This is a genomic window from Alphaproteobacteria bacterium (assembly GCA_023898745.1).
GTDB lineage: Bacteria > Pseudomonadota > Alphaproteobacteria.
The window spans coordinates 205,705-230,318 of sequence record CP060237.1; the positions used below are offsets into that span (position 1 = coordinate 205,705).

The window sequence follows — 24,614 nt, forward strand, 5'->3', positions numbered from 1 at the left end:
TAAAAGTCAATTTTTAATGCATCAGATCAAGAGTTATTTAATATCCTCACAATCTCTCTTGCTACTCTTAGCGCATCTTTATAAGGTCGTTGAAACAGATTTCGCCCAATAATAGATCCTGTACCACCACCTGCTTTAATCGCGCGCACATCATCTAATAATTCACTCTCATCTTTTTTTACCTCACCAGAAAATAAAACGGGAACTTTGCCTTTAAATGCAGTATCCATAATATGTTTCACACGATCTGCTTTACCTTTGTATGGAATTGCTTTGTATATGTCATGCTGTTCTTCAATTTCAGATTCAGGCATTTTCACTTTCACAATATCCGCACCTAATACGCAAGCAATGTGTGTACTGTAGGCTATAATATCTAATGCTCTTGGATTGACCATATTTCCTCTTGGATATGCCCATACCAATACAAATAATCCATGCGCTTTTGCTTCTTGCGCAATAACTTGAAAATCGGCATACATATCAAGGGAAGCATCAGAACCAGGATAAATTGTGAATCCAATACCTGCACATCCCAGTTCTAGCGCTTGCGCTACAGAGGCGGTGATAGCTTGATCTGGCGCATTTCGCTCTTTGTTCATCAAACGGTTTCCGCTGTTTAACTTCAGAATCATCGGAATCTTTCCAATAAACTCAGGAGCCGCTACCTTTAATAAACCAAGCGGCGCAGCAATAGCTGAAAGTCCAGCATCAACAGCAAATTTTATATGATAGCTTGGATCATATGCATCAGGATTTTCTGAAAACGAAGCTGCTGGACCAATTTCAATGCCTTGGTCTACGGCATAAACAAATAATTTGCCTGTGCCTTTTAGTGCGCCGTGATTGAAGAGTGTGTAGAGCTTACTGCCAACACCTAAGTTTTCAAAGCATTTCATTTTCTCTCTCCTTTAGAACTAGGCATCGTCATGGCGAGCAAAGCGTGACCATCCAGAATGGATCACCACGCAGCTCAGCTCCTCGTGATGACGGAGGTCTACTTTAGTAATTAATCGGAACAATACGCGTTCTTTTCGCTTTATCAAATTTATCACTTGTTTTAATTACATTTGGATCCTCTTTTGGTGTAATCAACAAAACTTTATCACCTACATTAATTTCAGGCTTTTTTCCTTGTGTTACAACAATAATTTCTTCAGTTTTTTCTAACTTGATATGATACTCAAACCCAGGGCGTGTACGTGTTGCCTGATTCACACCATAACCCAGTAAAGAACCTGCAACTGCACCTAAAATAGCGCCACCAGCTGCGCTTTTTATATCTCCACCAGCTGCCGCACCGCCTGCTGCACCTGCGTAACCACCAACTGCCGCTCCTGTCGTTGCGCCACCATCAACTTGACCTTGTGGTGTAAAATTCATTTTGATATCGCGTCTATAAACAACAACACCCTTTTGTGTTGCAGCGATTTGTCCAATATTTTCTACTTCATAATCATCGGCATCCACATCAGGCGTGCACCCGCCTAAAAGCATAAAACAACAACTGATTAATGCAACTCTTTTTAATAACATAATCTAAACCTTTCCATCTATGTACATACCGTCATGGCGAGCGAAGTTTCTCGTGATGACGGCTATATACATCATATTAGAATAGTTTTTACCAATTGTTAAGAAATAAGCTGATCCCATAAAAGAAGAAGTGGCATTTTTATATATGCATTACTGCGTTTTCATCTTTCTCATTCTCACCAATTGCTGGGGCGTGATAGATGAAAAGCGCATGATCAAAGAAAATACACATGAAGATATAAAAACCCTTGCGACAGCCATACCTCATTCTCAGCCAAAACCAAGACTACAAAAACCTAGACAAGAGCAGCAAAAAATCCATCCAATTTTTTACAAAAAGATCTCGATCACTCTTCATGAAAATGCGCCATTTCAATCCATACTCACGCAAGCCGCCTCCCAAATTGGCGCCTCTATTTTGATTGATCATCATATCCGTGAATCTGTATATTACACAGCTAAAAACAAACCATTCATTGATGTGATTGAAGATCTCGCAGAAAATCTTAAACTGCGTTTCACCATAAAAGGCACATTTATAAAACTTGAAAAAGACACGCCTTATACAAAGACTTATCCTGTAAATTTTTTAAAATTTGAACGTGAAAGCTACAATAATATTTCAACCACCACGGATATTTTTAACGAGCACGATAAAAAACCCCATACCAAAAATAATTCAGGCAGTGAAATCAATGTCAAAAGCTTAATCAATTTTTGGGATGAGTTAAAAAAAGGTTTGGCATTCTATATTGGAGATGATCATTTTAATATCAACCAACAAAGTGGCTTGGTGATCGTGACAGGAACGGACAAACAACATAAATTTGTCGGTGCATACCTCGATCAACTAGAAAAATCCGCTAATGCGCAAGTTCTTATTGAAGCCAAAATCATTGAAGTGAAACTTAATCAAGAATTTAATACAGGTATAGATTGGGAGTGGTTTAGCAAACAACAAACTGAATCTATAGATTTCAAAGGTGCATTAAATTTTAAAAGTGCAAATTTTACGTTTATCTTAAAAGCTCTTGAAAAATTTGGCTCGCTGCGCACTGTTTCAAGTCCTCGACTTGTTTTGTTGAATAACCAAACGTCTATGATTAAAGTTGCAGAAAATAGCATTTTCTTTAAAATGGATTTTCAGTCTCAATATCTCGGCATTGTAGAAAACCCTAACCAACCAAACGCTGATCATGAACGCTTTAAAACCATGTCCACCTCGGAAATTAAATCTAAACCTATTGGTTTTATTATGCCAATTCAGGCTTCTATCCAACCTGAAAAAGGTAAAATTTTACTGTTTGTTAGACCCACTGTTTCAAGACATGCGGGTTCTGTGAAAGATCCAGCATTAGAATTCAATGCACGCTCTGCAAAAATCACGCAAGATATTCCGGAATCCAAAGTGCCTGTTGTTGAAGTGCGAGAAATGGATTCCGTTTTGAAACTGGATAATGGAGATACAACTATCCTTGGTGGATTAACCATCATAAAATCTCATGATAAATCTACTGGCATTATGCGACCTGCAAGTTTTGATAAAGCGCGTAGCGCGCTTGGTGCACAAGATTTACAAGAAGAAGTCTATGAGCTTGTGATTTTGATCAAAGCCACAATTATTGAAGATGAAAATAACACAACAACACAAAACCTTGTGGATGAGAGATTACAAAAAGATTTTGTTAGGGATTCGCGTCCTTTTTATAATACACCGTCATCTTGAGCCAAAAGCGAAGGGTCTTCCTAATTCTACCTCGAGCAGATCCTTCTCTCGCTTCGCTCACTCAGGAGCTGATTCATCCCCACGAATTAAATATGCGCAGACGTCATCACGATCCTTGCCTAGCAAGGCGCGGTGATCCAGAAAAACATAGATGGCCACGATTTTCTTTCGAAAATCTCGCCATGACGAGTTTAGAAGCGTCATCACGAGCCTTGCGTAGCAAGGCGTGGTAATCCATGGAGGTGTCCGCCTACGCTCTAAAGAGCTTCGACGAGGCATCCACTTCACACACTTCGACTCGACCAATCTCGTCGTAGCTAAATTTTGCTGAAGGCAAAATTTGCGAAGACGGATGGATGGCCACGATTTTCTTTCGAAAATCTCGCCATGACGGTCGCCGTCCTTATATTTTTCTATCCATTTCTCTAGAAGAAAAGCTTACATGGTTAAGCGTTTAAGACTTTTTTGGATTTTAGAAAATTCGTGGGGGTGCGTCAGCTCAGTGAGAACGATGGATAATTTTCATCCTCTGTAAGATTTTGTTAAGAATTTGCACTCTCTTTGACTATACAAAATAGTAGACAACAATCAATGCTTTTATTTTTTAATACTCTATATGCAAACCACTCAACCGACTCAGACAAACCGCTAACGGCTTGCGTTCCCGGCCAAACGAAACTTGAAGTTGGAGAATTAGCACTTGACATGTTTGAACTTAAAAAGTCTGAAGAAAAATACGCTTCGCCTAAGTTATTAGCAGAAATGGAGCGCAACGCTGCGCAAGCTATCGAATGGAAAGATTTTTACTTTACAGTTGATGAACCAAATCTCAAAAACGAAATGCTTAAAGTATACGGCTGCTTACCATTCGATTGTTTTTGTACGAATTTTTTAAACGCACAACATTTTATTGGGCTGTTGAAAAACATAAACTTCTCAACAACACAAATTGCCATTTTTGTGCGTGAATATATTCAAAAGCGGTCGATCTTTATACGCAGAGGTAAAGAAAACTCAAAATTCGCAAGTGTTGTAGATCTGCTTTCTAGAGCACATGAATCAGAATATTCTGATGCCGCCAACCCTCCAAAAAGATACCCACAAACCTATGTTATGAGCCAATCTCCAGAACACTATATGGGCACAGATAACGATGTAAAAGAAGATATTGAAAGTCTAATACCTCAATTCAAAGACATATTTTCAAAACATCAACATGTTACAGATATACTCTATGCATTCGCAGATAGCTGGGGAACAATTAAGTTGGTGACAATTTATAGAGAGCAGCTAGGATTTGATCCAGTTCCAGCTGAAAAATAAAGGAGGATACCTATGTTTTTATTTTTCTCTCTTCATGCTCAACCTATTCAATATTTCATCGATCGAACAAAGTATGACGATGCAGCGCGAAACGCAACAAACGAAATGTGCCAATTAGTAGAAGAGGCACGCGAGACCTGCCAGCGCAACAAAACTCAATTGCCTCGATTCTTTTTGCGCAACACCAAAGGTCATTCTGTTAGTCGCGAAATACTTTTTACAAGTAGCGGAGGTTTTATATCCGCAATATTTAACGCGCACGCTAAAATTATCGCGTCTTTATATTTTATTGTGTTTTACAATATTTTCCCCCGCTCACGTTCGTACATAGAAGACACAGAGCGTTTTTTAGGAGGGTTAAAACTATCACAGCTATCCGGTATAGTTTCTCCTGTGCAAATGAGCATTATCTATCATCTGCATATGCAAGGCTTAAACCCTTGCTGCGATGCGCATAACATCAAAGATGCATTAATTGAAATGCAAACCCATCCTATGGTTGCAGGAAAATATGCAAGTCTTGCTCAAGATACAGACGGTGCGGAATTTTATGTCATGGACCTATCAGATAAGGCTAATACACCTGAAGGGCTAGCAGCGGATAATGCGCATTTGCAAAAAATGGCCAATATATTTGCAAAAAGGCCCGGCTTAAAAATAATTTTTCAATGCTGCACGCATCCAGAATATGGAAAATACATATGTCATACCGAACGCTCCGCCCTTGAAAAAATGATACCTCTTGTTGCTCTCACCCCTTCACAAGAAAAGCAGCGACATCCGCTCAAAGCTGCAGGAAATGTGTCAGAATTTTCAGATTCTGAATAATGAATAACCTCTAAAATTCTTAACAAAAGTTAATAAATACTTAACTAAATTTGAAATATATCTAAATAAAAAACTAGATTTCTCTCCTATCTCATGGCTACCATTTTATTAGGAAGAAACATTTAAAAAAGCCTCATGCGTATCTTATTGATTGAAGACGATCCAATCGTTTCTAAAAGCATTAAAGCCACTCTTGAAGCAGAGGGAATGATTTGCGATACTTCGACACTTGGCCGCGATGGTCTAGAAATTAGCAAAATTTATGATTACGATCTTATCTTATTGGATTTAAAATTACCTGATATCACAGGACATGAGGTCACAAAAAAGTTAAGAGATGGGCATAAAAAAATACCAATATGTGTGATCTCTGGATTAACAGAAAGCGAAGAAAAAATTAAGAGTCTTGGCATGGGTGCTGATGATTATATCACCAAGCCGTTCAACAGCAGTGAACTTGTTGCGCGTATTCAAGCTATTGTGCGTCGCTCACAAGGCCATGCATCCTCTGTGATTAATGTCGGAAAAATGACAATTAATATGAAAGAAAAGCTTGTTTCCATTGAAGGCAAAGCGGTAAATTTAACACCAAAAGAATACTCTATTTTGGAGCTACTTGCACTAAGAAAAGGCGCAACGCTTACCAAAGAAATGTTCTTGAATCATCTATATGGTGGAATCGATGAACCAGAAGTGAAAATCATCGATGTTTTTATTTGCAAACTACGTCGCAAACTGGCGCGCTTACTTGGCGATGAAAACTGCATCTCCACTGTGTGGGGCCGTGGATATATTTTAAAAGACCCAGATGCACCAGATGACATTATTGTGGATAAAGTTGTAGGATTTTCTCCGACAAATACATCGCAAACGCTGGGGCGATAAAACGAAACTCCGTCATGGCGAACGTAGCGTGACCATCCTCGTGATGACGCTCCCAAAACTCTTTGCTTTTACCCTTCAAACACCACTATAATTAAGCAGATCGTAAATAGGCCAACCCCTTTGCTCCACGTCCAGAACCTTTGTTTTAACTACATCAAATACCCACTGTTTCATAATGTAGAGTTAACACTCAAAAAAGGCTCTATGACGGCAGTTTTTGGACCAAATGGCATTGGCAAAACAACGTTTCTCAAATTAATCACAGGACTTATTAAACCAACTTCTGGAAATGTGATACTCAACACAAATCAAATAGGATTTTTGGCACAACGCAACACCTTAGATATTCACTTCCCCATCACGCTATATGAAATGGTGGAAATGGGGCAAGTTAGCAGCACAGCCTTACCTGTAAAAACTGCGCTTGAGCGTGTAGGCTTATGGAATATGCGGTATAAATATTTAGATGAACTCAGCGGCGGGCAATTTCAGCGCGCATTATTTGCGCGTCTTATCGTGCAAAATCCTGAATTTATTTTATTGGATGAACCCTTCAATGCAGTTGATTGCCAAACACTCAATTATCTGATTGAACAGCTGAAATTATGGCATAAGGAAGGTAAAACAATTTTGGTCGTTTTGCATGATTTCGACCTCATTCAAAAACATTTCAAAGAGTGTATATTCGTTGGGCATGATTTTATTAAAAAACTCACCGTCAAAGATATCTCATTTGAAAAAATGACACAAATGATGTTTTGTGGACAACACTATGCATCTTAACGATCTCATTACGCCTTTTACAGAATTTTTGTTTATGAAAAAAGCTCTCATTGCCTGCATAAGTTTATCCATCACGAGCGGCCCTGTTGGATTATTGCTTTTACTACGAAAAATGAGCTTGATGGGCGAAGCATTATCACATGGAATTTTCCCAGGGATCGCTCTATCATTTTTATTGTTCGGATTTTGGTTGCCAGGTTTTATTGGATTTGCCATTTTGGCTGGCCTAACACTCTCTATGTTAAGTTCATTTATCAAGGAGCGCTCATTACTGGGCGAAGATGCAAGCTTCTCAGGGTTATATTTATTTTCCTTAGCGCTTGGCGTTGTCTTGTTGCATCATTATCACGGAAATTTTAATATTCTGCATTTATTGTTTGGTAATATTTTATCCATCCAAGACGAAACGCTTTTATATATTTCATTCTTAAATGCTGCAATCTTAATGATACTTTATTTTTTCCGACAAGAAGTTTTATATGACTGCTTTGATCCAACATTCATGATCATTACACGCCGTTCACATACCCTCTATCAGCTCATCATTTGGGGCAGCCTTACTGCCCTTCTTGTTTCTGCCTCACTTGCAATTGGAACATTAATGGCAATGGGACTTATCATGCTACCCGCTATTACTTCTAGATTATTATTCAAAAACATATGGATTATGATGATAACCAGCAGCATTATTGGTGTTATTGCCAGCTACCTAGGTCTACTTCTATCGTTTTATTTTGATTTCCCAACAGGGCCACTGATTATTTCAATTTTGGGCGTGGTGTTTTTGGGTGCATTCCTTGTGCGTCGTTTCTAAGACTAACCTAGACAGAACGTCATGGCGAAGCCCCGAAGGGGCTGTGACCATCCAGAAAATGGATCACTGCGATCTGCTTTGCAGATCTCGTGATGACGACCTCTGAGACGCCATGACGATACTCGGTAACTTCTTGTTAACCAACATTTGAGCCCGCTTTTCCTTTCTTGCTATACTGACTCAAGCTGAGCACTTTGAGTCATCATGTCTTCTGTTACAAAGAAAAAAACAAAAACCGTTTACCCTATCTTGCCCCTTAGAGATATTGTAGTTTTTCCACATATGATCGTACCGCTTTTCGTGGGTAGAAAGCGCTCTATCAATGCGATTAACCTTTTAATGCCATTAGAAGATTACCCGCATCGCCTCTTACTCTTAACACAAAAAAACCCAGATATCGAAGAGCCAGAAATTGAAGATTTATATCGCGTGGGAACGCTTGTAAATGTTTTGCAAGTGCTTAAACTACCAGATGGTACAGTAAAAATTCTTGTGGAAGGTGAGCAAAGATTCAAGGTTGATTCCATTGAACTTGCAACAAAAGAAGAGGGGGCATTTTTCAATGGATATGGCGAACCATTGGAGGATATAGAACCAACAAAAAATTTGCTCGAAATTGAAGCGCTCAAAAAAGGTATCACGGAAAGTTTTGATGAATACACCAAACAAAACAAGAAAATCCCAGCTGATATTATTGGCATTGTTTCGCAAATCTCAGACTACAGTAAATTTGCTGACACAGTTGTATCATATTTTAATTTACGCCTAGAAGATAAACAAAGACTTCTAGAAACAACTGATATTCAAACACGTTTGGAGCTTATTTATGGATTTATTGATACCGAACTCGATATTCATAATGTTCAACAAAGAATCAAAGGCCGCATCAAAGGACAAATGGAAAAATCCCAACGGGATTATTATTTAAATGAACAGCTTAAAGCCATTTATCAAGAGCTGCATAATACGGATCAAGGTTTTGATGACGAATTTGAATTTGAGAATAAACTCAAAAAACTGAAACTCCCCAAAGAGGCGCAAAAGAAAGCTGAAGCAGAAATTAAAAAACTACGCACAATGAACGCATCTTCAGCGGAAGCAGCCGTTGTGCGCAATTACTTAGAATGGATTCTTGGTTTACCATGGGGCAAAAATAACAAACTAAAGCATGACATTGAAAATGCGGAGAAAGTACTGAACAAACATCACTATGCTCTTAAAAAAGTCAAAGAGCGTATTATTGAATTTTTGGCTGTTCAAGAACGTGTCAAAAAACCGACGGGAACAATCTTATGTCTCGTAGGCCCTCCCGGCGTAGGCAAAACCTCTTTAGGAAAAGCAATTGCAGAAGCAACAGGTCGTGAGTTTCATAAAATCTCTTTAGGCGGTCTGACAGATGAATCTGAAATTCGTGGACACAGAAGAACATACATTGGATCCATGCCAGGCAAAGTGATTCAAGGATTGAAAAAAGTTGAGTCCAATAATCCACTCATTTTGTTGGATGAGATCGACAAAATTGGTAAAGACTGGCGCGGCGATCCAAGCTCCGCTTTATTAGAAGTTTTAGATCCTGAGCAAAATCAACAATTCAATGACCATTATTTGGAAATTAACTACGATTTATCCAATGTACTGTTCATCACAACTGCGAACACGTTAGACATGCCCGCACCTTTGCTAGATCGTCTGGAGATTATCCGTGTTCCTGGATATACAGAAGAAGAAAAATATGAAATTGCTGAACAATATTTAATTCCAAAACAAATGCAAGCGCATGGCTTGGATAAAAAAGAAATTGCATTTAAAAAAGGTGGCATTCTTGAAATTATAAGATTATATACACGAGAGTCTGGTGTACGTAACCTTGATAGAGAAATTGCAAAAGTTTGCAGAAAAACAGTTGTTGCTATTCGAAAAGGCGAAACCAAAAAAGTCACCGTAGATGAAAAAGTTGTGCGCGAATATTGCGGCATTCCTAAATACTCATTTGGTGTGATGCATGAAAAAGATGAAGTTGGTGTGTGCAATGGATTAGCTTGGACAGAAATGGGTGGTGACTTACTAAAAATTGAAGCCATTACATTCCCTGGATCTGGCAAAAAAACACTCACAGGACACTTAGGCGAAGTCATGCAAGAATCTATTGAAACTGCATTTTCTTTGGCGAAGAAAAATGGCGCAAAATACGGTTTAGATGAAAAATACTTCAATAAACACGATCTGCACGTTCACGTGCCCGAAGGCGCAACTCCTAAAGATGGGCCGTCGGCAGGTGTTGGTATGTATGTCACAATTTTATCAGCATTAACCAACACGCCGATTAAGAAAAATGTTGCGATGACTGGTGAGATTGATCTGGTAAACAACGTATTAGAAATTGGCGGTTTGCGAGAAAAATTACTCGCAGCATTGCGCGCTGGCATGAAAAAAGTATTGATTCCTTATGACAACAAAAAAGATCTGGATGAATTGCCTGAAAACGTGAAAAAAGGTCTGGAAATTGTATTGCTGAAAAAAGCAGATGAAGCTTTTCCACATGTTTTTGGGAAAGAGCTGAAGATTAAAAAGACGGGGAAGAAGTAGGTTTGCGCACGTCATACATGGATCACCACGTCGTTACGCTCCTCATGATGACGACTCCGAGCTCGTCATTGCGAACGCTCGAAGAGTGTGTGGCAATCCACAATGAAAAAACCTCTTGAAACACACGCCACAACCCCCTATAAATAAAAAAACACCAAAACATTAAATAATGTTCCTTACAATGCAACTTCTAGCAAGCGATTCTTTCTGGAACGAAATGCAATCGCAACCACAGCAATGCCTATAAAAAATCAGCAATCAAATAGTTTCGATCCTCAAACCGCTAAAATAAAAATGCAAAAAGCGCTTAGAGAAAAACCAGATCAAACAAACTGTATGGACAAAATCTTGCAAAACCCCTTAACTCTGCTGACCTCACTTACTTGCACAGTAACGTTTAGCGCCATGTACCTAAATGATCAGGAAAACTATCAACTTCTTGGATATGCAACATTATCTTGCACGATCTTCACACTATCAATTTTAGAGTTCTTTAAAATTGACCCTATACACTTCAAGAAAGACTGAGTAATTTTTTCGCATATTCAGCAGATTTTTTATGATCAACCATCGGCTGAACGTACGATCCATAATCCTCTCTCTCATACCATTTATGAATCTCACGCGCACTAAAATCCTTTAACTCTGGCACCCATGCCTTAATATATTCACACTCTGGATCAAACTTTTTTTGCTGCAACCAAGGATTAAAAATCCGAAAATATGGCTGCGCATCACAGCCTGTACTTGCTGCCCATTGCCAACTTCCATTGTTCACACATGGATCATAATCAACCAACTTTTGCGCAAAATATTTCTCACCCCACTGCCAATTAATATGCAAATCTTTTGTGAGAAATGATGCGACAATCATACGCACACGATTGTGCATCCACCCTGTTTTATTCAAGCAGCGCATACCTGCATCCACAATTGGAAACCCAGTTTTACCTTCACACCAACGTTTGAAATCTTCCTTGCTCGTAGACCATTTGATATTCTTATATTTTTCTAGAAAAGCATGCTCAAAAACATGTGGAAAATATAGTCCAATTTGCGTATAAAAATCTCGCCAATACAATTGGCGCATCAATGCCTCATTGCTTTCTACAGCCTCATATACTTCACGGACCGATACACAACCAAATTTTAAATGTGCGGACAAATGGGTCGTTTTATTTAACGCAGGAAAATCCCTTTCTGCGTTATAGTTTTTAAAATCTTCAATATGTTTAAGAATTTTTAATGCTTCTTTGCGCCCACCATTCACAGCAATATCAGAATTATTTTGTGGCAAAATCTTCTCAAATGAAATCTCTTTTGCATCTAGTTTTTTCGCATAGTTTTTATGAGAATTTTTTTGTGTTTTTGCGACAGGATATTTAAGGGCATTTTTATAAAATGGCGTAAAAACTGTATATGCAGATTGATTGCTTTTCAAAAGTGTTTTTGGATCATGTAAAAGTGCATCATGATAAAATTGACAGGCAATATTATGTTTCTTGCAAATATTATGAATTGCACGATCCCGCATTTTTGAAAATGGCGTGTAATCCCAATTCGCAAATACCGCATCAATATTATGCTCGGTTATAAGTTTTTCTACCACAGCACCTGCAATGCCATGAAAGAGATGCAAGACCCCACCTTTTTTCTCAAGTTGTTTTTGCAGATCTTGCAAAGATTCGATCATAAATTGAATCGCATTATTGCTTTTATAGGAGTTCACATTCCCCACTTGCCGCTCATCGAAAATGAAACACGGAATAACGTCTTTGGATTGGTTTAACGCCTCAATCAAACCTGTATTGTCATCAACGCGTAAATCACGACGGAAGATGAATAAGCTTTTTTGGTACATTTCTCACCCCACTATAAGGACAGCCCGCCTTCGCGCTATGCGCTTCGGCGAGGTATCCACTTCGCACGCTCCGACGCAGTCGCGTCGTAGCTACATTTTGCCTTCGGCAAAATCAGCGAAGGTGAATGGCGCATCCAACACGATTCGAACGTGCGACCTTTGCCTCCGGAGGGCAACGCTCTATCCAGCTGAGCTATGGATGCTTGACTTATTATAAGGAATATTTTTTCATACATACAGCCCGTCTACATGCTTCAGAGCGTTCATCAAAAAGAAAAATGTTGCTTTTTCGCATAAATTTCCTAAAAATGACTCAACAACATGGCAAAATGAAAAAGGTATGCTTTCTATATATGCAACACAACTAACGCAAATTGAAATTTACCATAAGCCCGTTCCAGAACACAGCCTCAGCGCAACCGCATTATCTGAAGCCCACACTGTTGCATTGTGCACACACGAAATCACTGAAAAGGAGTTTATAGAATTCGCACAAGCTCTTGAGCACAATACAACAGTGAAACAATTAAAATTAAGATGTCCAATAAGCGCTGACGGTGCAGTTGCACTTCAAAAAGTTTTGCAAACAAATAAACATCTTAAGGACTTAACATTTAGCGATTGCGCAACAGCTACAGAAATACTTCTGGGTATTATGGAACAGAATAATGGAACAGAATAGTGGATTGGAAACATTGACCTTCCTAGGCTGCAAAATTACACCTTCAACGAATAGCTTTAATTTCATACAAGCATTACGTAATAGCACCAATCTAAGAGAGCTAGATCTTCGATATAACGAAATAGATTGTATAACTTTGCAATCAATACTTTCAAATCTGCGATATAACACCTCACTCCAAACACTAAAATTAAAATTAAATAAAGATCATTTTAGGCAAGCGCCTGAAGAAAAATCAGCTAGCGCTCCACTTATATACAAAGATGAGTTTGTAACAAGAGTGCGATTAATCACGATGTTGAGCCAACACACTGCACTAAAACATCTTTCTCTTAGTGGTAGCGTATTAATAAAGCAGGATATTGATTCCTTAAGTGAGCACTTAGAAACAAATACATCTCTCAGAGAGTTAGATCTTTCAAAGTGCGAACTCAAAGATGAAGAAATTATTGTACTCGCTAATGCGCTTGCAAAAACCAAAACACAAAGGTGGATTGACGTATCTGAAAATCGCTTTGGCATCAAAGGACTACATACTTTAAATGCTGCAATGCAAAAAAATCCGAACCTTTCTTTTCAAATTTCAAATGAAATTCATATCACTCTTGAGGACGTAAAAACATTGATGAGACAGAATTGCAAAATCCCTCTCCGATTAAGAATCGATGCGCAAAATATAACTTTGTGCATTTTAGGTAACCATATATCCTTATACCGATACAGCACAGATCCAATAGATGATGAATTCATTAATATGTTAATAGGCAAAATTGAAGCAAATTCAGAGCTTGAAACGCTTGATATCTCTACATTGTTAGATGCTGCCAATCGTGCAAAATTGGTAAATGCATTACGGCACAAACCAAAACTCAAATCCATCCGTATTACATGTTTGTGTGATCCGATATATTCTACTCAATCAATTGATATGCAAACCTTCGCAGAGCTCTTAAAAATCATGCAAGAAAATAAAAGCCTTCAACATCTGCAGTATAAAATGGGACGCTACCTCACAATAGGCACATTAAAACACACAAGAAGAGCTCGTGACTTTGAGGTTATGCTAAGTATTCCTTCAGACCAATTAGAGCGGTTTATGAATTTACTACAATCAAATCCATCCATCAAAAAAGTTCAGTTGGATATATCAAGTCCATCACGGAGTATGAATGTCCCAGCAGTATTGGAAAAACACTTACGAACAAATCGATCTGTGATAGAATTCACAAGCAGGGGCAATTTAACTCCACAAAGCTTACGATATCTTGAAAGAAATCTATGGTTATCAAGTACAGCTGGGTTTCAAATGCTGCTTTACTCCCCTAAAAGCACAATGCAAAAAATAACAACAGGAAAAGGGACGGACCTAGCCGGGGGTTCATTTCCTCCCATATATTTGATTCATGATTTTCTAGGCGCTTCTGATGATCGTGTACTCTTCTGGGATACGGCTATGGACATACCAAATAGAGTGTGCAAAAGACGCTATAATATTTTTCTTCGCTCCGCTCTCATCAGATCAGATATAGAAGAAGATTTAAGCACTATCTCTAACGATGAAACACCTGCCAAAGCTCAATTAAGACGCAGATATGAGGAACAACCCAAAGAAGCGCGGGATGCTTTTTCTTTAAGTCGATGGTTTAGAGCGCAAGAACATAAACTTAACACACCAAGTCAAAAACACTCCTGACGTCTGAACCTCACTTTTTAGTCATTACGAAATATAAAAATAAATACTTTAAAATAAAATAATAATATAAATAAAATATTTATATGATATACTGAAGCATGTGTTTGATATAAGAAACATGAATGCTTCCAAGAAATATTTGGGTGATTAATCTCGCTGGCCTCCTGTGCAATATTTCCACCAGTCTCGTTTTCGGTCTTTCTGCAAGCTTCTTAAGAACAGTTTTAGGTGTTAATCCAGCTGACATTGGATTGTTTCAAGGTATCGTTGATGCCAGCAGCTACGGCACAAAACTTACCGCTGGATTTTTCTCAGATTTCCTTCGCAAGCGCCGCGCACTCATTCTTTTTGGAATTGCCTTAGTTGCTATCAGCAAACCAATGCTTGGGTTCTCCATGTCTCTATCTGTCGTTTTTCTTGCGCGCATCTTAGATCGTGTTGGAAATGGTATTCAATCCACACCTCGAGACGCTCTCATTGCAGACTTATGTGACACACATCTTCATGGACGATGTTACGGCTTGCGGAACGCCCTAACCGTATTAGGCTCAGCCATTGGTTCTATTTTGGGTATAAAACTGATGGTTATGACAGGAGAAAACTTTCATCTGATTTTCAATATCTCAACTATCCCCGCTCTTCTATCGCTTGGTATCGCATACTTTTTTATCCCAGACTCTTTTGCCCTTCAAAAAGACAGTCCGAAAAGATTTCACTGGGGAGAACTAAAAATATTCGGTCGAAAATTCTGGGAGTTTATCCTGGTGATTTTCATCTTTTTTTCTTTTAAATACAATGAAACAATTCTAGCTGTGAAAGCTACAGAATATCTTGGATTGAGTCATGCATACTCTTCTGCAATTTTCTTAATATACAATATTGCTATGTGTGCAGTTGCTTATCCTGTAGGCGCAATGTCAGACAATTCGCCAAAGGAAAAAATACTATTTGGCTGTCTTATTGTCAGCGCTCTAGCGCATTTAACATGCGGACTTGCCGCAACACTGCCCGTAATGTTTATGGGTGTCATTTTATGGGGCGTACAAACAGGTGCTAGCAACGCTGTTATGTTTACTTTAATCGCAAGCTATGCACCTTTCCACCTTCGCGGAACAGCATTTAGCATTTTCTTTCTCACAGGATTTTTTGCCACACTTGCAAGCAGCATGATCTTCCGCTATTTGTGTAATGGATATGGATTGAATGCAACTTTCTATGCTGGTGCCGTTGGTGTGTTCTTTGCAGCTGTTATGTTGTATGGATTTTTTCGGGAGAAATTTAGAGTATCAGCTTAATTGAATTTTCCTTATACGTACTCAATTAATTTTTCTAATATTTGATCCATATTTTTAGCCAATTCCTCACGCGCTTCTTTTATTTGCTTATCCAACTCTTCCCCTGTATATAGCCCGCTTGCATCCCTTACTTTTTGCTCTGCTTCTCTTTCAAGGGACGCTTTAATAATGGGAAGAAAAAGGCCTTTCTGAGATGATAATAGCCTTATCTTTGCCAAATCAGAAAACCGAAACGGCATATTAGTTGGCACCTCTTTAAGGTTTGGCAAACCAGAAAAATCAATTGATTTCAAAACATCTAGCGCTACTGGATCGACTGGATATCGACCCCAATTGCGAAGATATGATCCAGAAAAATCCAAAGATACCACTGAGTTACCTACAAGTCGTAGATGTTTAATGTTCTTCGGCAATACAGACATAAACTGAATACTCTCTCCCCCACGACGAAAATCCTCTGAAAGTTCAAAATATTCTTCAAGAAAAAAGAATCGTTCCCGACCACTTGGATCTATTTCTAAAATTACATCGGGTTTCAAGCGAAAAACTTCGCTCAACTGATCTCTAATCGCCTTAAACAGTCTTTCTGCATGATAACCACGCGGCGTTCTATCCGCAACATTAACTATTTCAACAGAAGAAGTATAAGGGATGTGAAGTTTCAAAACTTTTGACCAATTTGATGGAATAGCGCTAAAGATTGCTATTATATTTTCAGCATATAAATTCTCTTTAAGCGAGCTGCTATTAATCGTAAGACAAAACACTCCTTCCGTGGCTGTAAAAATAGTAGAACCTCGCAACCCTTTTGCTAAATCAAAAGTACTCGGATTATCGCCTAATAGTTTAAATTCAACTCTGTTATGCCTCAAATTTTTAAAATTTTCATGGAAAGGCCAATAATTAGCACCATCCCAGCGTAAATCCTCACGAATATTAAAAGATGCTAGCTGCTTTACTAAAGGTTCAGAACCTAATAAACTTGCAATATCAAGCCACATAGCTTGTAACGAGAATACAATACGCTCTGGCGCATTCTCAAAACGCCCTCTATCATACAAATCATAAATAAGATGCTCCCGAAAACGCTGAGAATTCTTATTATCCGAATGTTTTTCTCCTTCAATAAAAGGTACGAATATATTGTAAAATTCTGCGAATCCTCTGTCTATCTTCCCTCTTCTAGACAAACTATCACTCATAACAGAATCTTCAGGAAATTCCATAGTACACAAACCATTTTCTAACCAGCATCTATCTTGAATGAATCGTTCTAACTTTCTAAAACCTGCGCGTCTAATATTATGCATTCTTACCAGCGTAGTGTTATAATTTTTAAATTTACAATTAACCCAATAATCTTCAGGCTTAGGTTGCGGATCTAATTGATGCCTCAAAACTTCTGACCCAGTAACCTTAGCAATCTGCATCCAAGCATCTCGATTGGACTGTAATTCACTGCCAGAAAGGCGTGCATGAAAGATCCACCATGCTTCAAGCGGATCCCTGGTGTCTTTATCTGAGCGCTCTCTACCAATATAAGATGTTAAGAGCGACACATTTTCTTCAGTCATACCAGTATCTTTAAGATCTAGAACACACTCTTGCACTTCTTCACATTGCGCAAGTCTATCCATGATATATGTTAACCTCTTTGCCTTAATGGCAGACTCCCCAACAGCTTCTGAGATAAATTCTCCAATCTGAAATTTAACAGTTCTAACTTGCTCAGAAGCCGCATACAAAGATATATTATGAGCCATCTTATGACTATTCTCATACATACAAAGCCAAGTTAATAAAGGCAAAACCCATGATACGCATATTGCTAGCACGAGCTTTCCAGCAAAGCTATTGTTAAAAGACATACTTGTTAATCCCACGCTTATTTAGATCCATTATATCATATGTGAACTTGTTTTTCCATGCAAGCCTATCTCAAAACATCGATCGCATGAGCACACAATTCATAAATCTCAAAGTATAAAATGTAACTTTTCTGTTCACCTATCCCTCAATTTCTATTGTCACTTCATAAGCCGGCTCTACTTCTATCTCACCTCGTGACACCCTATCAAACACAATATCTTTACATATTCTTTCAAATAAAACTAACGTTCCTTGATCAACTTCAGGCAATGTGCTCATTTTTTCAAATGGGGTAAGATCTTCTGTGGGCTCTTTGACAATCCGGTAATAAATTTCTTTCAACATTTTATCAAGCAATAGATTTTTTTCTGCTTCAGATACCTTGTCTCTTTGCGTTACAATATCGCCATAAATTTTTTGCGCTAACTCAACATACTTTTGAGCATAGGTATTTGTAATTTTCGGAAACTTAAAATATTTATACGAAGCAATATCATAATACACCTCCACATCAGCACTATATTTATCACTACAACCATAGTGATCTAGCTCTATTTTTGTTGGCGCAAGGCCCCATAATTTCCTTTCTAAATCGCTTAATGAAAGCGATCTTACATTGCCTTCTGTTGAAGTAGCTACCCCCCCTCTATTTGATGTTATTTTCACGTAAAGCGCCGTAAGCAAATCCAATTTTTCCTTTCTTTCTGCTTCATTGAGTTTTGCAAATTCAATCTCAATTTGATCATTCTGAAATTTAGCACTCAATTCACCTTCATCTAAAAAGCGCTTTAGCTCGTTTCTTGTTGGTTTCAGCGCTTCAATTGCTTGCTGAAGAGCTTTTCTGAACTGAGCATATTTGAACTCTGAAACTCGATTATATAAATCCCGAAATAACTTTAAACTACCTTCTTCAAAACTTAGAGCTTTTGTATTAGCAGTGTTAATTTCCTCTTGAGTTGGTTGAAGCGTATCCAATATATATTGCCGCACTGATTCTGGAGTTGCGTCTGGTGTCAACACCTCTCTCTTTAATCTTTGCTCTTCGGTTTTTGCTTTTTTAAAACTCTCAATATCGTCTGCAAAAATTTCTCTTTGACTAGCCCGCATTCTAATTCTTTCTACACCGGAACCGAAAAGAAACCCATAGCCTATATATTCTCCAGATTCTATACCCCTAAAACAGGTTAAATCAATAAACTTTAATTTGGGACAATTCCGACAGAAGTTATGTCCTATACTTCCTACCCTAGGAAGATTGCGCAATCTTAAAGTCTCTAGCTCTGTAAAATCTCTACAAAAATCATCAGGAAATTCCTCCAACTTAGGAAAATCTGAGATATCAAAAAAAACTAGATGTCCTAAATAATCTCTTTTCAAAGGATTAAGTTCTGACGACTCAAATGCTCCATCTAACAATTTTAACTTTCTCACCTCATATGGAACATAAATTGGAAGTGCAGAAAACTTATTAAATTGGTCATTGTTACCATTAACCACCGCCCCAATTAATCTTGGATACTTTACAAATAACTCTTTCGCAAGGCCCAGCCCAATTAATCCAAATACCTCTAAAGCAATTGATACAGAGTCTGGAATATTATCAAAAAGACCCTCATATGATGGAAACCTGTTTTTAAAGGTTTCCAACTCAGTATCATGCAAAATAATCATACCGTTTTCTTCAAGAATGTCGAATTTACTCTCTTTAAAAACCGATTTAAGTTGTTCTATAAAATTTGCATCCTGAACCCACACATTAACCGTGCCGAACTTAGTGGAAGATGGGTCAAAACCATAAGCGCCTAGCTGTTTTGCAAGTGACATTAGACCCAACTTTACAGCTATCTTAATTGCAGCTATTTGACGCGCAGGATTAGTTTTTAAATCCTCTGCAAGAGTATAAGAAAGAGGCTTTTGTAAACTCCCAGAATACCCGCGCTCCCGATAAATGTCCTTAGGACGCTTTGTGAAAAAATCTATCATATAATTTTGAAATACTTGTGCTGTACCTACATCAGCAAATCTTATGACATAATAACCGTCTGCATTTTTCTCACATGAAATATAAAAATCAATCAATCCTCTATCAGAAAGCTGAATAGGCGTAGCGGAAAATTTGCCTAGTTCATTGTTTGCACCCATAATCAAAAAATCAACATCAAACTCTTTACCAAAAAAAGCAAGTAACTTTTCCCATTTATCTTTCTCTTGAATTATTAAAAGACGCTTAAACTCCTCCTCAGAAAACTTAGGGAAGCTCCGCCCTTCTCTGATATAAGGCAAAAGCTGACTTGTAAATAAGGTGCGATAAATTGAGCCCCCCTCCCCGTTCATAATTGGATCGTTGGAAAAATCTATCTTGCATACTTTTCCTGGTTCACAAGCTTTTACTCTTTTGATTAAAGTGCTAAATTCAGACTGGTTAATCTCCTCAACCTGCGCTACGCCTATTTCCTGATCATTAAACATAAAACTCACCATCTGAGAACTATTAGGCATTTCATAAACCATGGGCCCATCATCAGGCGCTGCATACAAAGATGCATTGCGAATTATCTTCTCGTTAGTCTCATGCATACAAAGCCAAGTCAATAAAGGCAAAACCCATGATACGCATATTGCTAGCACGAGCTTTCCAGCAAAGCTATTGTTAAAAGACATAATTGTTAATCCCATGCTTATTTGGATACATTATATCATATGTGAACTTGTTTTTCCATGCAAGCCTATCTCAAAACATCGATCACATGAGCACACAATTCATAAATCTCAAAGTATAAATAAGTAATGCTTAATGTATTATTTTCCACACAACTTTAATTGCGCTATTTTATCTCATGTTTTCGTTCAGAATTTGTTTCGATTTATCTATAAATTTATCCAAAAAACAATCAAAAAATATTTTCTTTTTCTAAAACGCTATATTGACACCCTTATACAGACTGGATTTGAGAACGCTTTCAACTATTGGTTGAAAATAGGTGCCATATTTTGCATCACCCCTGTGCCAAACCCCCAGGGTTTACCACGAAACACTTCTGAAATGATAGTTTTCCACAGAGTTTTCCACAGGTTTTGTGGATAACTTTTTGGGATAGAGGACTTGACATCCGTCTTCGCATCTCGCCATAGCCCTTCGGGCGACGGCGGATAGCTTCGACGAGATTTATCGAGTCGGAGCGTGCGAAGTGGACGCCTCGCCGTAGCTTTAGCGTAGGCGGGCTCGCTTACCTAAAACCTCTTCCTCGCAAACGCCTTACCCGATGCAGTTTTCAAATAAATTTCGAATTTTTCGGCTTTAGACCTATCTACAAATGCAATATAACTAATGATTTTCCATGGTCGAAACTTATTGGTATGGATAGATAGCCCGCTATTATGATCAGTCATTCTACGTTTCAGATCAGTGGTTAGTCCAACATAATGTCTCTTTGAGTGATTAATGCTTTGAATAAAATATACATAATACATACTGTTATTGTTTGTTTTACAGTTTGCATTATAGATGATTAAGAAATCGTTAAGGATGACCCGCCTACGCTCTAAAGAGCTTCGGCGAGGCATCCGTTTCGCACGCTCCGACGCAATCGCGTCGTAGCTACATTTTGCCTTCGGCAAAATCAGCGAAGACGGATGGTCGGGACGAGAGGATTTGAACCTCCGACCCCCTGTACCCAAAACAGGTGCGCTACCAGGCTGCGCTACGTCCCGAACACTTTATTCTGTCACATTTTTTCTTCTTTCACAATCTCCAACCCTGCCTTTGTTTTTTTAAACAGATGATTGGCGAATGTTGTAGCCTTAAATTCAGGATCATGAAGCCGTTCATACAGCCCTTTAATTTTTCTACTTTTGAATGGATAATCATCTTGAAACATCGAATTGATAACGCGTTCAAACAAAACATAATCCAATTCTAACAATTTGTCCACCGATATATCTTGTATTGCACCATCTAAATACTCATCTACCATTTTCAACTTATCGATGGTTTTCAAAATATTCGCATCAGGATCTAATTTGATATAATCTTTCACCAGTGAACGAAAACGAATACGTTCAAATGCTTCATTTTGATTGGATGGATCTTCAATGAAATTCTCATGCTCAATATAATTATGCAATGTCTTTTTTGGAACAGATAAAAATGGTCGCAAAATTGTAATATTATTATAAGTCGTTGCATCGTGCATCACGCCAAGACCTTTTAAACCAGACCCTTTGGCAAGTCGCATAAAAAATGTCTCAATTTGGTCTTCACGATGATGCGCTGTCATAAGATATTTCACGCCATGCTCCCAACACCACTGTGTCATTAAATCATAGCGGGCCGTGCGCGCCTTGTTTTGAATATCTGTATCAATCCCATCATGCTCCCAAGTCAAAATGACATGTGGAACATTTAACTCCATCATCCATCTTTGCACCTGCAGAGCCTCCCCTGCTGACTCTTCTCGCAGGCGATGATCAACCGTTAAGACAACGATATTGGGAAGATCCTTGAGAGCATACACCATGCCCATGCTATCTTTTCCGCCTGATACGGCTAACGCGAGTTTAGGTTTTACAGCCATAGTAAGCTTAATGACTCATATTACTTTATTTATAGGAGTTTTGAGAGGTGAGTGCAAATTACAGCTTTATTCTGGGTTTTTAGCAATCTCTTTCATACCCTCTGCGGTAAACTCAAGAATTACATCCTCAAATTCAATTCTAAAGATCTTATCTTTCATTATAAGCTTCTCTCCAAAAGCTTCAGGATCTATATTGACCTCACTGCATTTAAGATGTGTTTGGTCTAGCGTATTGGATGAAAATATCAGACCGTAAAAAGCATTTTTTTCTACGATCACACCCTTGCCGAGTTTAAAGCCTTTTTCAAAAGTTGATCTGTTAAAATAAAATTCTGTTATTTTTTTAATACTAGAAAAGTCAACGCAATCCTTAAACACAGTACTGCTAAAAGCATATTGTTCTATTTTTACACCATCACTAATCTTCAACTTCTTCTCAAAAACTGTTTCGCTGAAAGCCCGCTCTTTTATTTCTGTAGCATCAGAAAAATCAGCATCACCCTTAAATACAGCGCCCGAAAATCCAGATCCAGGGGCGCATTTAAACACTGCCCTACCCTTAAAAATAGCTTTTTTAAATGCATCTTTTGATATTTTCAGAGTCAAAAACTCTACCGCATCCTGAAAGGTAACGCCTGCAAATGCCCGCTCCTCTATTAAAACATCGTCATTCAATTTTAATGCTTTAAACGTTGAATCCATAAAGGCTCTTCTAGGTATAGTTTGTAAATTTGACCAATCTATTGCACTTTCAAAGGTGGCAAAAAATATAGAAGCGCTCCTGGAAGAATCATCTAATCTTATGACCAATCTATCTTTCAATTTGACATTTCTTTTAAATGTTACATTAACAAATGCACCCTCTGACATTTCATCTAAATTCGAAAAATCAACATCGCAGTCAAATACAACCTCGCTAAATGCACCTGCGTGCATTTTTACATCATTTCCAAGACGCAGCCCATTGTGAAAGGTGGATTGAAAAAATGTATCACGAAAAATAGGGTGAACAGGACTGTTGAAATCGCGTGTAAAGCTATTCCATCCATACAAACATGACAAATCTAAGTGCCCTGTAAAAATTTGATTTTTGAATCCACGACTGATTGATTTTGCATTACCTGTGATCACAAGATCTTGCGTCATGTTAGGAATCGTAAAACCGTCAGAATATAGCGTATTTACCAAAAGTACAAGCTTTATGAGAGGTTGCCACACAAGCAAATCAAGCTTAGATAATTGCTTCTCAATATTATCTTTGTCTTCATTACCACGCACCAAAATATATATTTCTGATGGCAATTCTTGCCCCTTTACTTCATCCTCATGCCACTGAGAAAGCTTGCCAGGCAATTCATCAACAGTTATATACACTTGATTTTTGGATCGATCCAAAATTTTAAGATAATTTTCCGCGACTTGAATTAAAGAGTCTTTACGAACATAAAGCACATCTTGAAAAAATTTAAGCGCCATAATGATTTGCATTTTCAGTATTTTTTCTCTCTCCGAATCAGAAAGCTGGAGAGTTGCGCGCCGTATTCGGTGTATGGTTGTAGAAGACGGATTAAAACTTAGAAAAACATCAGCAAACTTATCAAAATAAGCTGAAGTTTCGCTATATTTTGGGGTTAAAAAAAGATGTAAATCTTCAAAAAATAGATCCGCCTTTCCAAAACATACTTGAATAATAGCCGCTAAATTTTTGTGTTCTAAAGACTCTAAAAAAGGGTCAAAACGGTTGTGATGTTTTCCAAGCGCAAGAGAGCGGCATATCAAATTGTAATATTCTGGCTTAGATGCTAAAAGCGTTCCTACACTTTGAAAAGAAATTTTGCTCCACGTCTTTAACCCTCCAGTAGAAGGAGGATTTATCGGATGAATGAGTCGATCAACTTGCTGCTCAAGTGTTAATTTTCTTGCAAGAGATGTTGGCCAGGGTGTTTTACGCGCCGATGGAGAAGGCCATGCAGGCGCTTCATCACCTGCTGCATAAACAACAGGTATTTGATTGATAGAAAATGCATCAGTTGCACATACACATACCAAGATCCATGAAAAAAAAGGTAAGATCCAAGAAACACATATAGCCAAAAGGAGTTTGGGTGTAGAAGAATTATTGCTAGACATATGGCAGGATTAAGGAAGCTTTGGCTACA

At 38.1% G+C, this 24,614-nt stretch carries 18 protein-coding genes, 2 tRNA genes and 1 pseudogene; 11 read left to right on the plus strand and 10 right to left on the minus strand.

The window, feature by feature from the left end; all coding sequences use genetic code 11:
- Positions 1 to 26: 26 nt before the first annotated feature.
- The gene (locus tag H6850_01100) at positions 27 to 899 is read right to left on the minus strand and encodes a class I fructose-bisphosphate aldolase (GenBank protein ID USO02572.1); all 873 of its coding nucleotides are present in this window, start codon (positions 897 to 899) and stop codon (positions 27 to 29) included.
- Positions 900 to 1,002: 103 nt separating this feature from the next.
- On the minus strand, positions 1,003 to 1,536 hold the full coding sequence (locus H6850_01105) for a hypothetical protein (protein USO02573.1): 534 nt from the start codon (positions 1,534 to 1,536) through the stop codon (positions 1,003 to 1,005).
- Positions 1,537 to 1,666: 130 nt separating this feature from the next.
- On the opposite strand from H6850_01105, the gene H6850_01110 reads away from it, so the two are divergent.
- From H6850_01110 to H6850_01145, 8 genes and pseudogenes are all read left to right on the plus strand, one after another.
- The gene (locus tag H6850_01110) at positions 1,667 to 3,262 is read left to right on the plus strand and encodes a hypothetical protein (GenBank protein USO02574.1); all 1,596 of its coding nucleotides are present in this window, start codon (positions 1,667 to 1,669) and stop codon (positions 3,260 to 3,262) included.
- A 591-nt stretch (positions 3,263 to 3,853) separates the two neighbouring features.
- Entirely contained in the window at positions 3,854 to 4,585 is a 732-nt protein-coding gene (locus H6850_01115) for a hypothetical protein (protein USO02575.1), read from the plus strand.
- Between the two features lie 12 nt (positions 4,586 to 4,597).
- On the plus strand, positions 4,598 to 5,413 hold the full coding sequence (locus H6850_01120) for a hypothetical protein (GenBank protein ID USO02576.1): 816 nt from the start codon (positions 4,598 to 4,600) through the stop codon (positions 5,411 to 5,413).
- Positions 5,414 to 5,548: 135 nt separating this feature from the next.
- Complete coding sequence (locus H6850_01125) at positions 5,549 to 6,298, plus strand: response regulator transcription factor (GenBank protein USO02577.1); 750 nt, start codon at positions 5,549 to 5,551, stop codon at positions 6,296 to 6,298.
- A 204-nt stretch (positions 6,299 to 6,502) separates the two neighbouring features.
- Positions 6,503 to 7,081, plus strand: a complete 579-nt coding sequence (locus H6850_01130; protein ID USO02578.1) for an ATP-binding cassette domain-containing protein — start codon at positions 6,503 to 6,505, stop codon at positions 7,079 to 7,081.
- The gene (locus tag H6850_01135; protein ID USO02579.1) at positions 7,071 to 7,895 is read left to right on the plus strand and encodes a metal ABC transporter permease; all 825 of its coding nucleotides are present in this window, start codon (positions 7,071 to 7,073) and stop codon (positions 7,893 to 7,895) included. Before H6850_01130 ends, H6850_01135 begins: the two co-directional genes overlap by 11 nt.
- Positions 7,896 to 8,099: 204 nt before the next feature.
- Positions 8,100 to 10,462, plus strand: a pseudogene (gene lon / locus H6850_01140) (endopeptidase La).
- 313 nt (positions 10,463 to 10,775) lie between these two features.
- Positions 10,776 to 11,009, plus strand: a complete 234-nt coding sequence (locus H6850_01145) for a hypothetical protein (GenBank protein USO02580.1) — start codon at positions 10,776 to 10,778, stop codon at positions 11,007 to 11,009.
- On the opposite strand, the gene H6850_01150 is transcribed toward H6850_01145, so the two are convergent.
- Together H6850_01150 and H6850_01155 are read right to left on the minus strand one after the other, a co-directional pair.
- On the minus strand, positions 10,996 to 12,342 hold the full coding sequence (locus H6850_01150; protein USO02581.1) for a deoxyribodipyrimidine photo-lyase: 1,347 nt from the start codon (positions 12,340 to 12,342) through the stop codon (positions 10,996 to 10,998). The genes H6850_01145 and H6850_01150 overlap by 14 nt on opposite strands.
- A gap of 126 nt (positions 12,343 to 12,468) precedes the next feature.
- Positions 12,469 to 12,545 (minus strand) — tRNA-Arg (locus H6850_01155).
- Positions 12,546 to 12,682: 137 nt separating this feature from the next.
- Between H6850_01155 and H6850_01160 the strand changes: the two genes are divergently transcribed.
- The 3 genes from H6850_01160 to H6850_01170 all read left to right on the plus strand — a co-directional run bounded on the left by H6850_01160 (position 12,683) and on the right by H6850_01170 (position 16,012).
- A complete protein-coding gene (locus H6850_01160) occupies positions 12,683 to 13,024 on the plus strand; it encodes a hypothetical protein (protein ID USO02582.1) in 342 nt (113 codons plus the stop codon).
- Entirely contained in the window at positions 13,011 to 14,717 is a 1,707-nt protein-coding gene (locus tag H6850_01165) for a hypothetical protein (protein ID USO02583.1), read from the plus strand. The genes H6850_01160 and H6850_01165 overlap by 14 nt, the downstream gene beginning before the upstream one ends.
- Before the next feature lie 122 nt (positions 14,718 to 14,839).
- Positions 14,840 to 16,012 carry an MFS transporter gene (locus H6850_01170; protein ID USO02584.1) on the plus strand — a complete coding sequence of 391 codons (1,173 nt, stop codon included), beginning with the start codon at positions 14,840 to 14,842 and terminating at the stop codon, positions 16,010 to 16,012.
- 11 nt (positions 16,013 to 16,023) lie between these two features.
- On the opposite strand, the gene H6850_01175 is transcribed toward H6850_01170, so the two are convergent.
- The 6 genes from H6850_01175 to H6850_01200 form a co-directional block, all read right to left on the minus strand.
- On the minus strand, positions 16,024 to 17,880 hold the full coding sequence (locus H6850_01175) for a hypothetical protein (GenBank protein USO02585.1): 1,857 nt from the start codon (positions 17,878 to 17,880) through the stop codon (positions 16,024 to 16,026).
- A 139-nt stretch (positions 17,881 to 18,019) separates the two neighbouring features.
- Complete coding sequence (locus H6850_01180) at positions 18,020 to 20,542, minus strand: hypothetical protein (protein USO02586.1); 2,523 nt, start codon at positions 20,540 to 20,542, stop codon at positions 18,020 to 18,022.
- 570 nt (positions 20,543 to 21,112) lie between these two features.
- Positions 21,113 to 21,352 (minus strand): GIY-YIG nuclease family protein, encoded by a 240-nt coding sequence (locus H6850_01185; protein USO02587.1) that lies wholly within the window; start codon positions 21,350 to 21,352, stop codon positions 21,113 to 21,115.
- 163 nt (positions 21,353 to 21,515) lie between these two features.
- Positions 21,516 to 21,592 (minus strand) — tRNA-Pro (locus tag H6850_01190).
- 14 nt (positions 21,593 to 21,606) lie between these two features.
- The gene (gene tilS, locus H6850_01195) at positions 21,607 to 22,455 is read right to left on the minus strand and encodes a tRNA lysidine(34) synthetase TilS (GenBank protein USO02588.1); all 849 of its coding nucleotides are present in this window, start codon (positions 22,453 to 22,455) and stop codon (positions 21,607 to 21,609) included.
- Between the two features lie 66 nt (positions 22,456 to 22,521).
- Positions 22,522 to 24,585 carry a hypothetical protein gene (locus H6850_01200; GenBank protein ID USO02589.1) on the minus strand — a complete coding sequence of 688 codons (2,064 nt, stop codon included), beginning with the start codon at positions 24,583 to 24,585 and terminating at the stop codon, positions 22,522 to 22,524.
- Positions 24,586 to 24,614 lie beyond the last annotated feature (29 nt).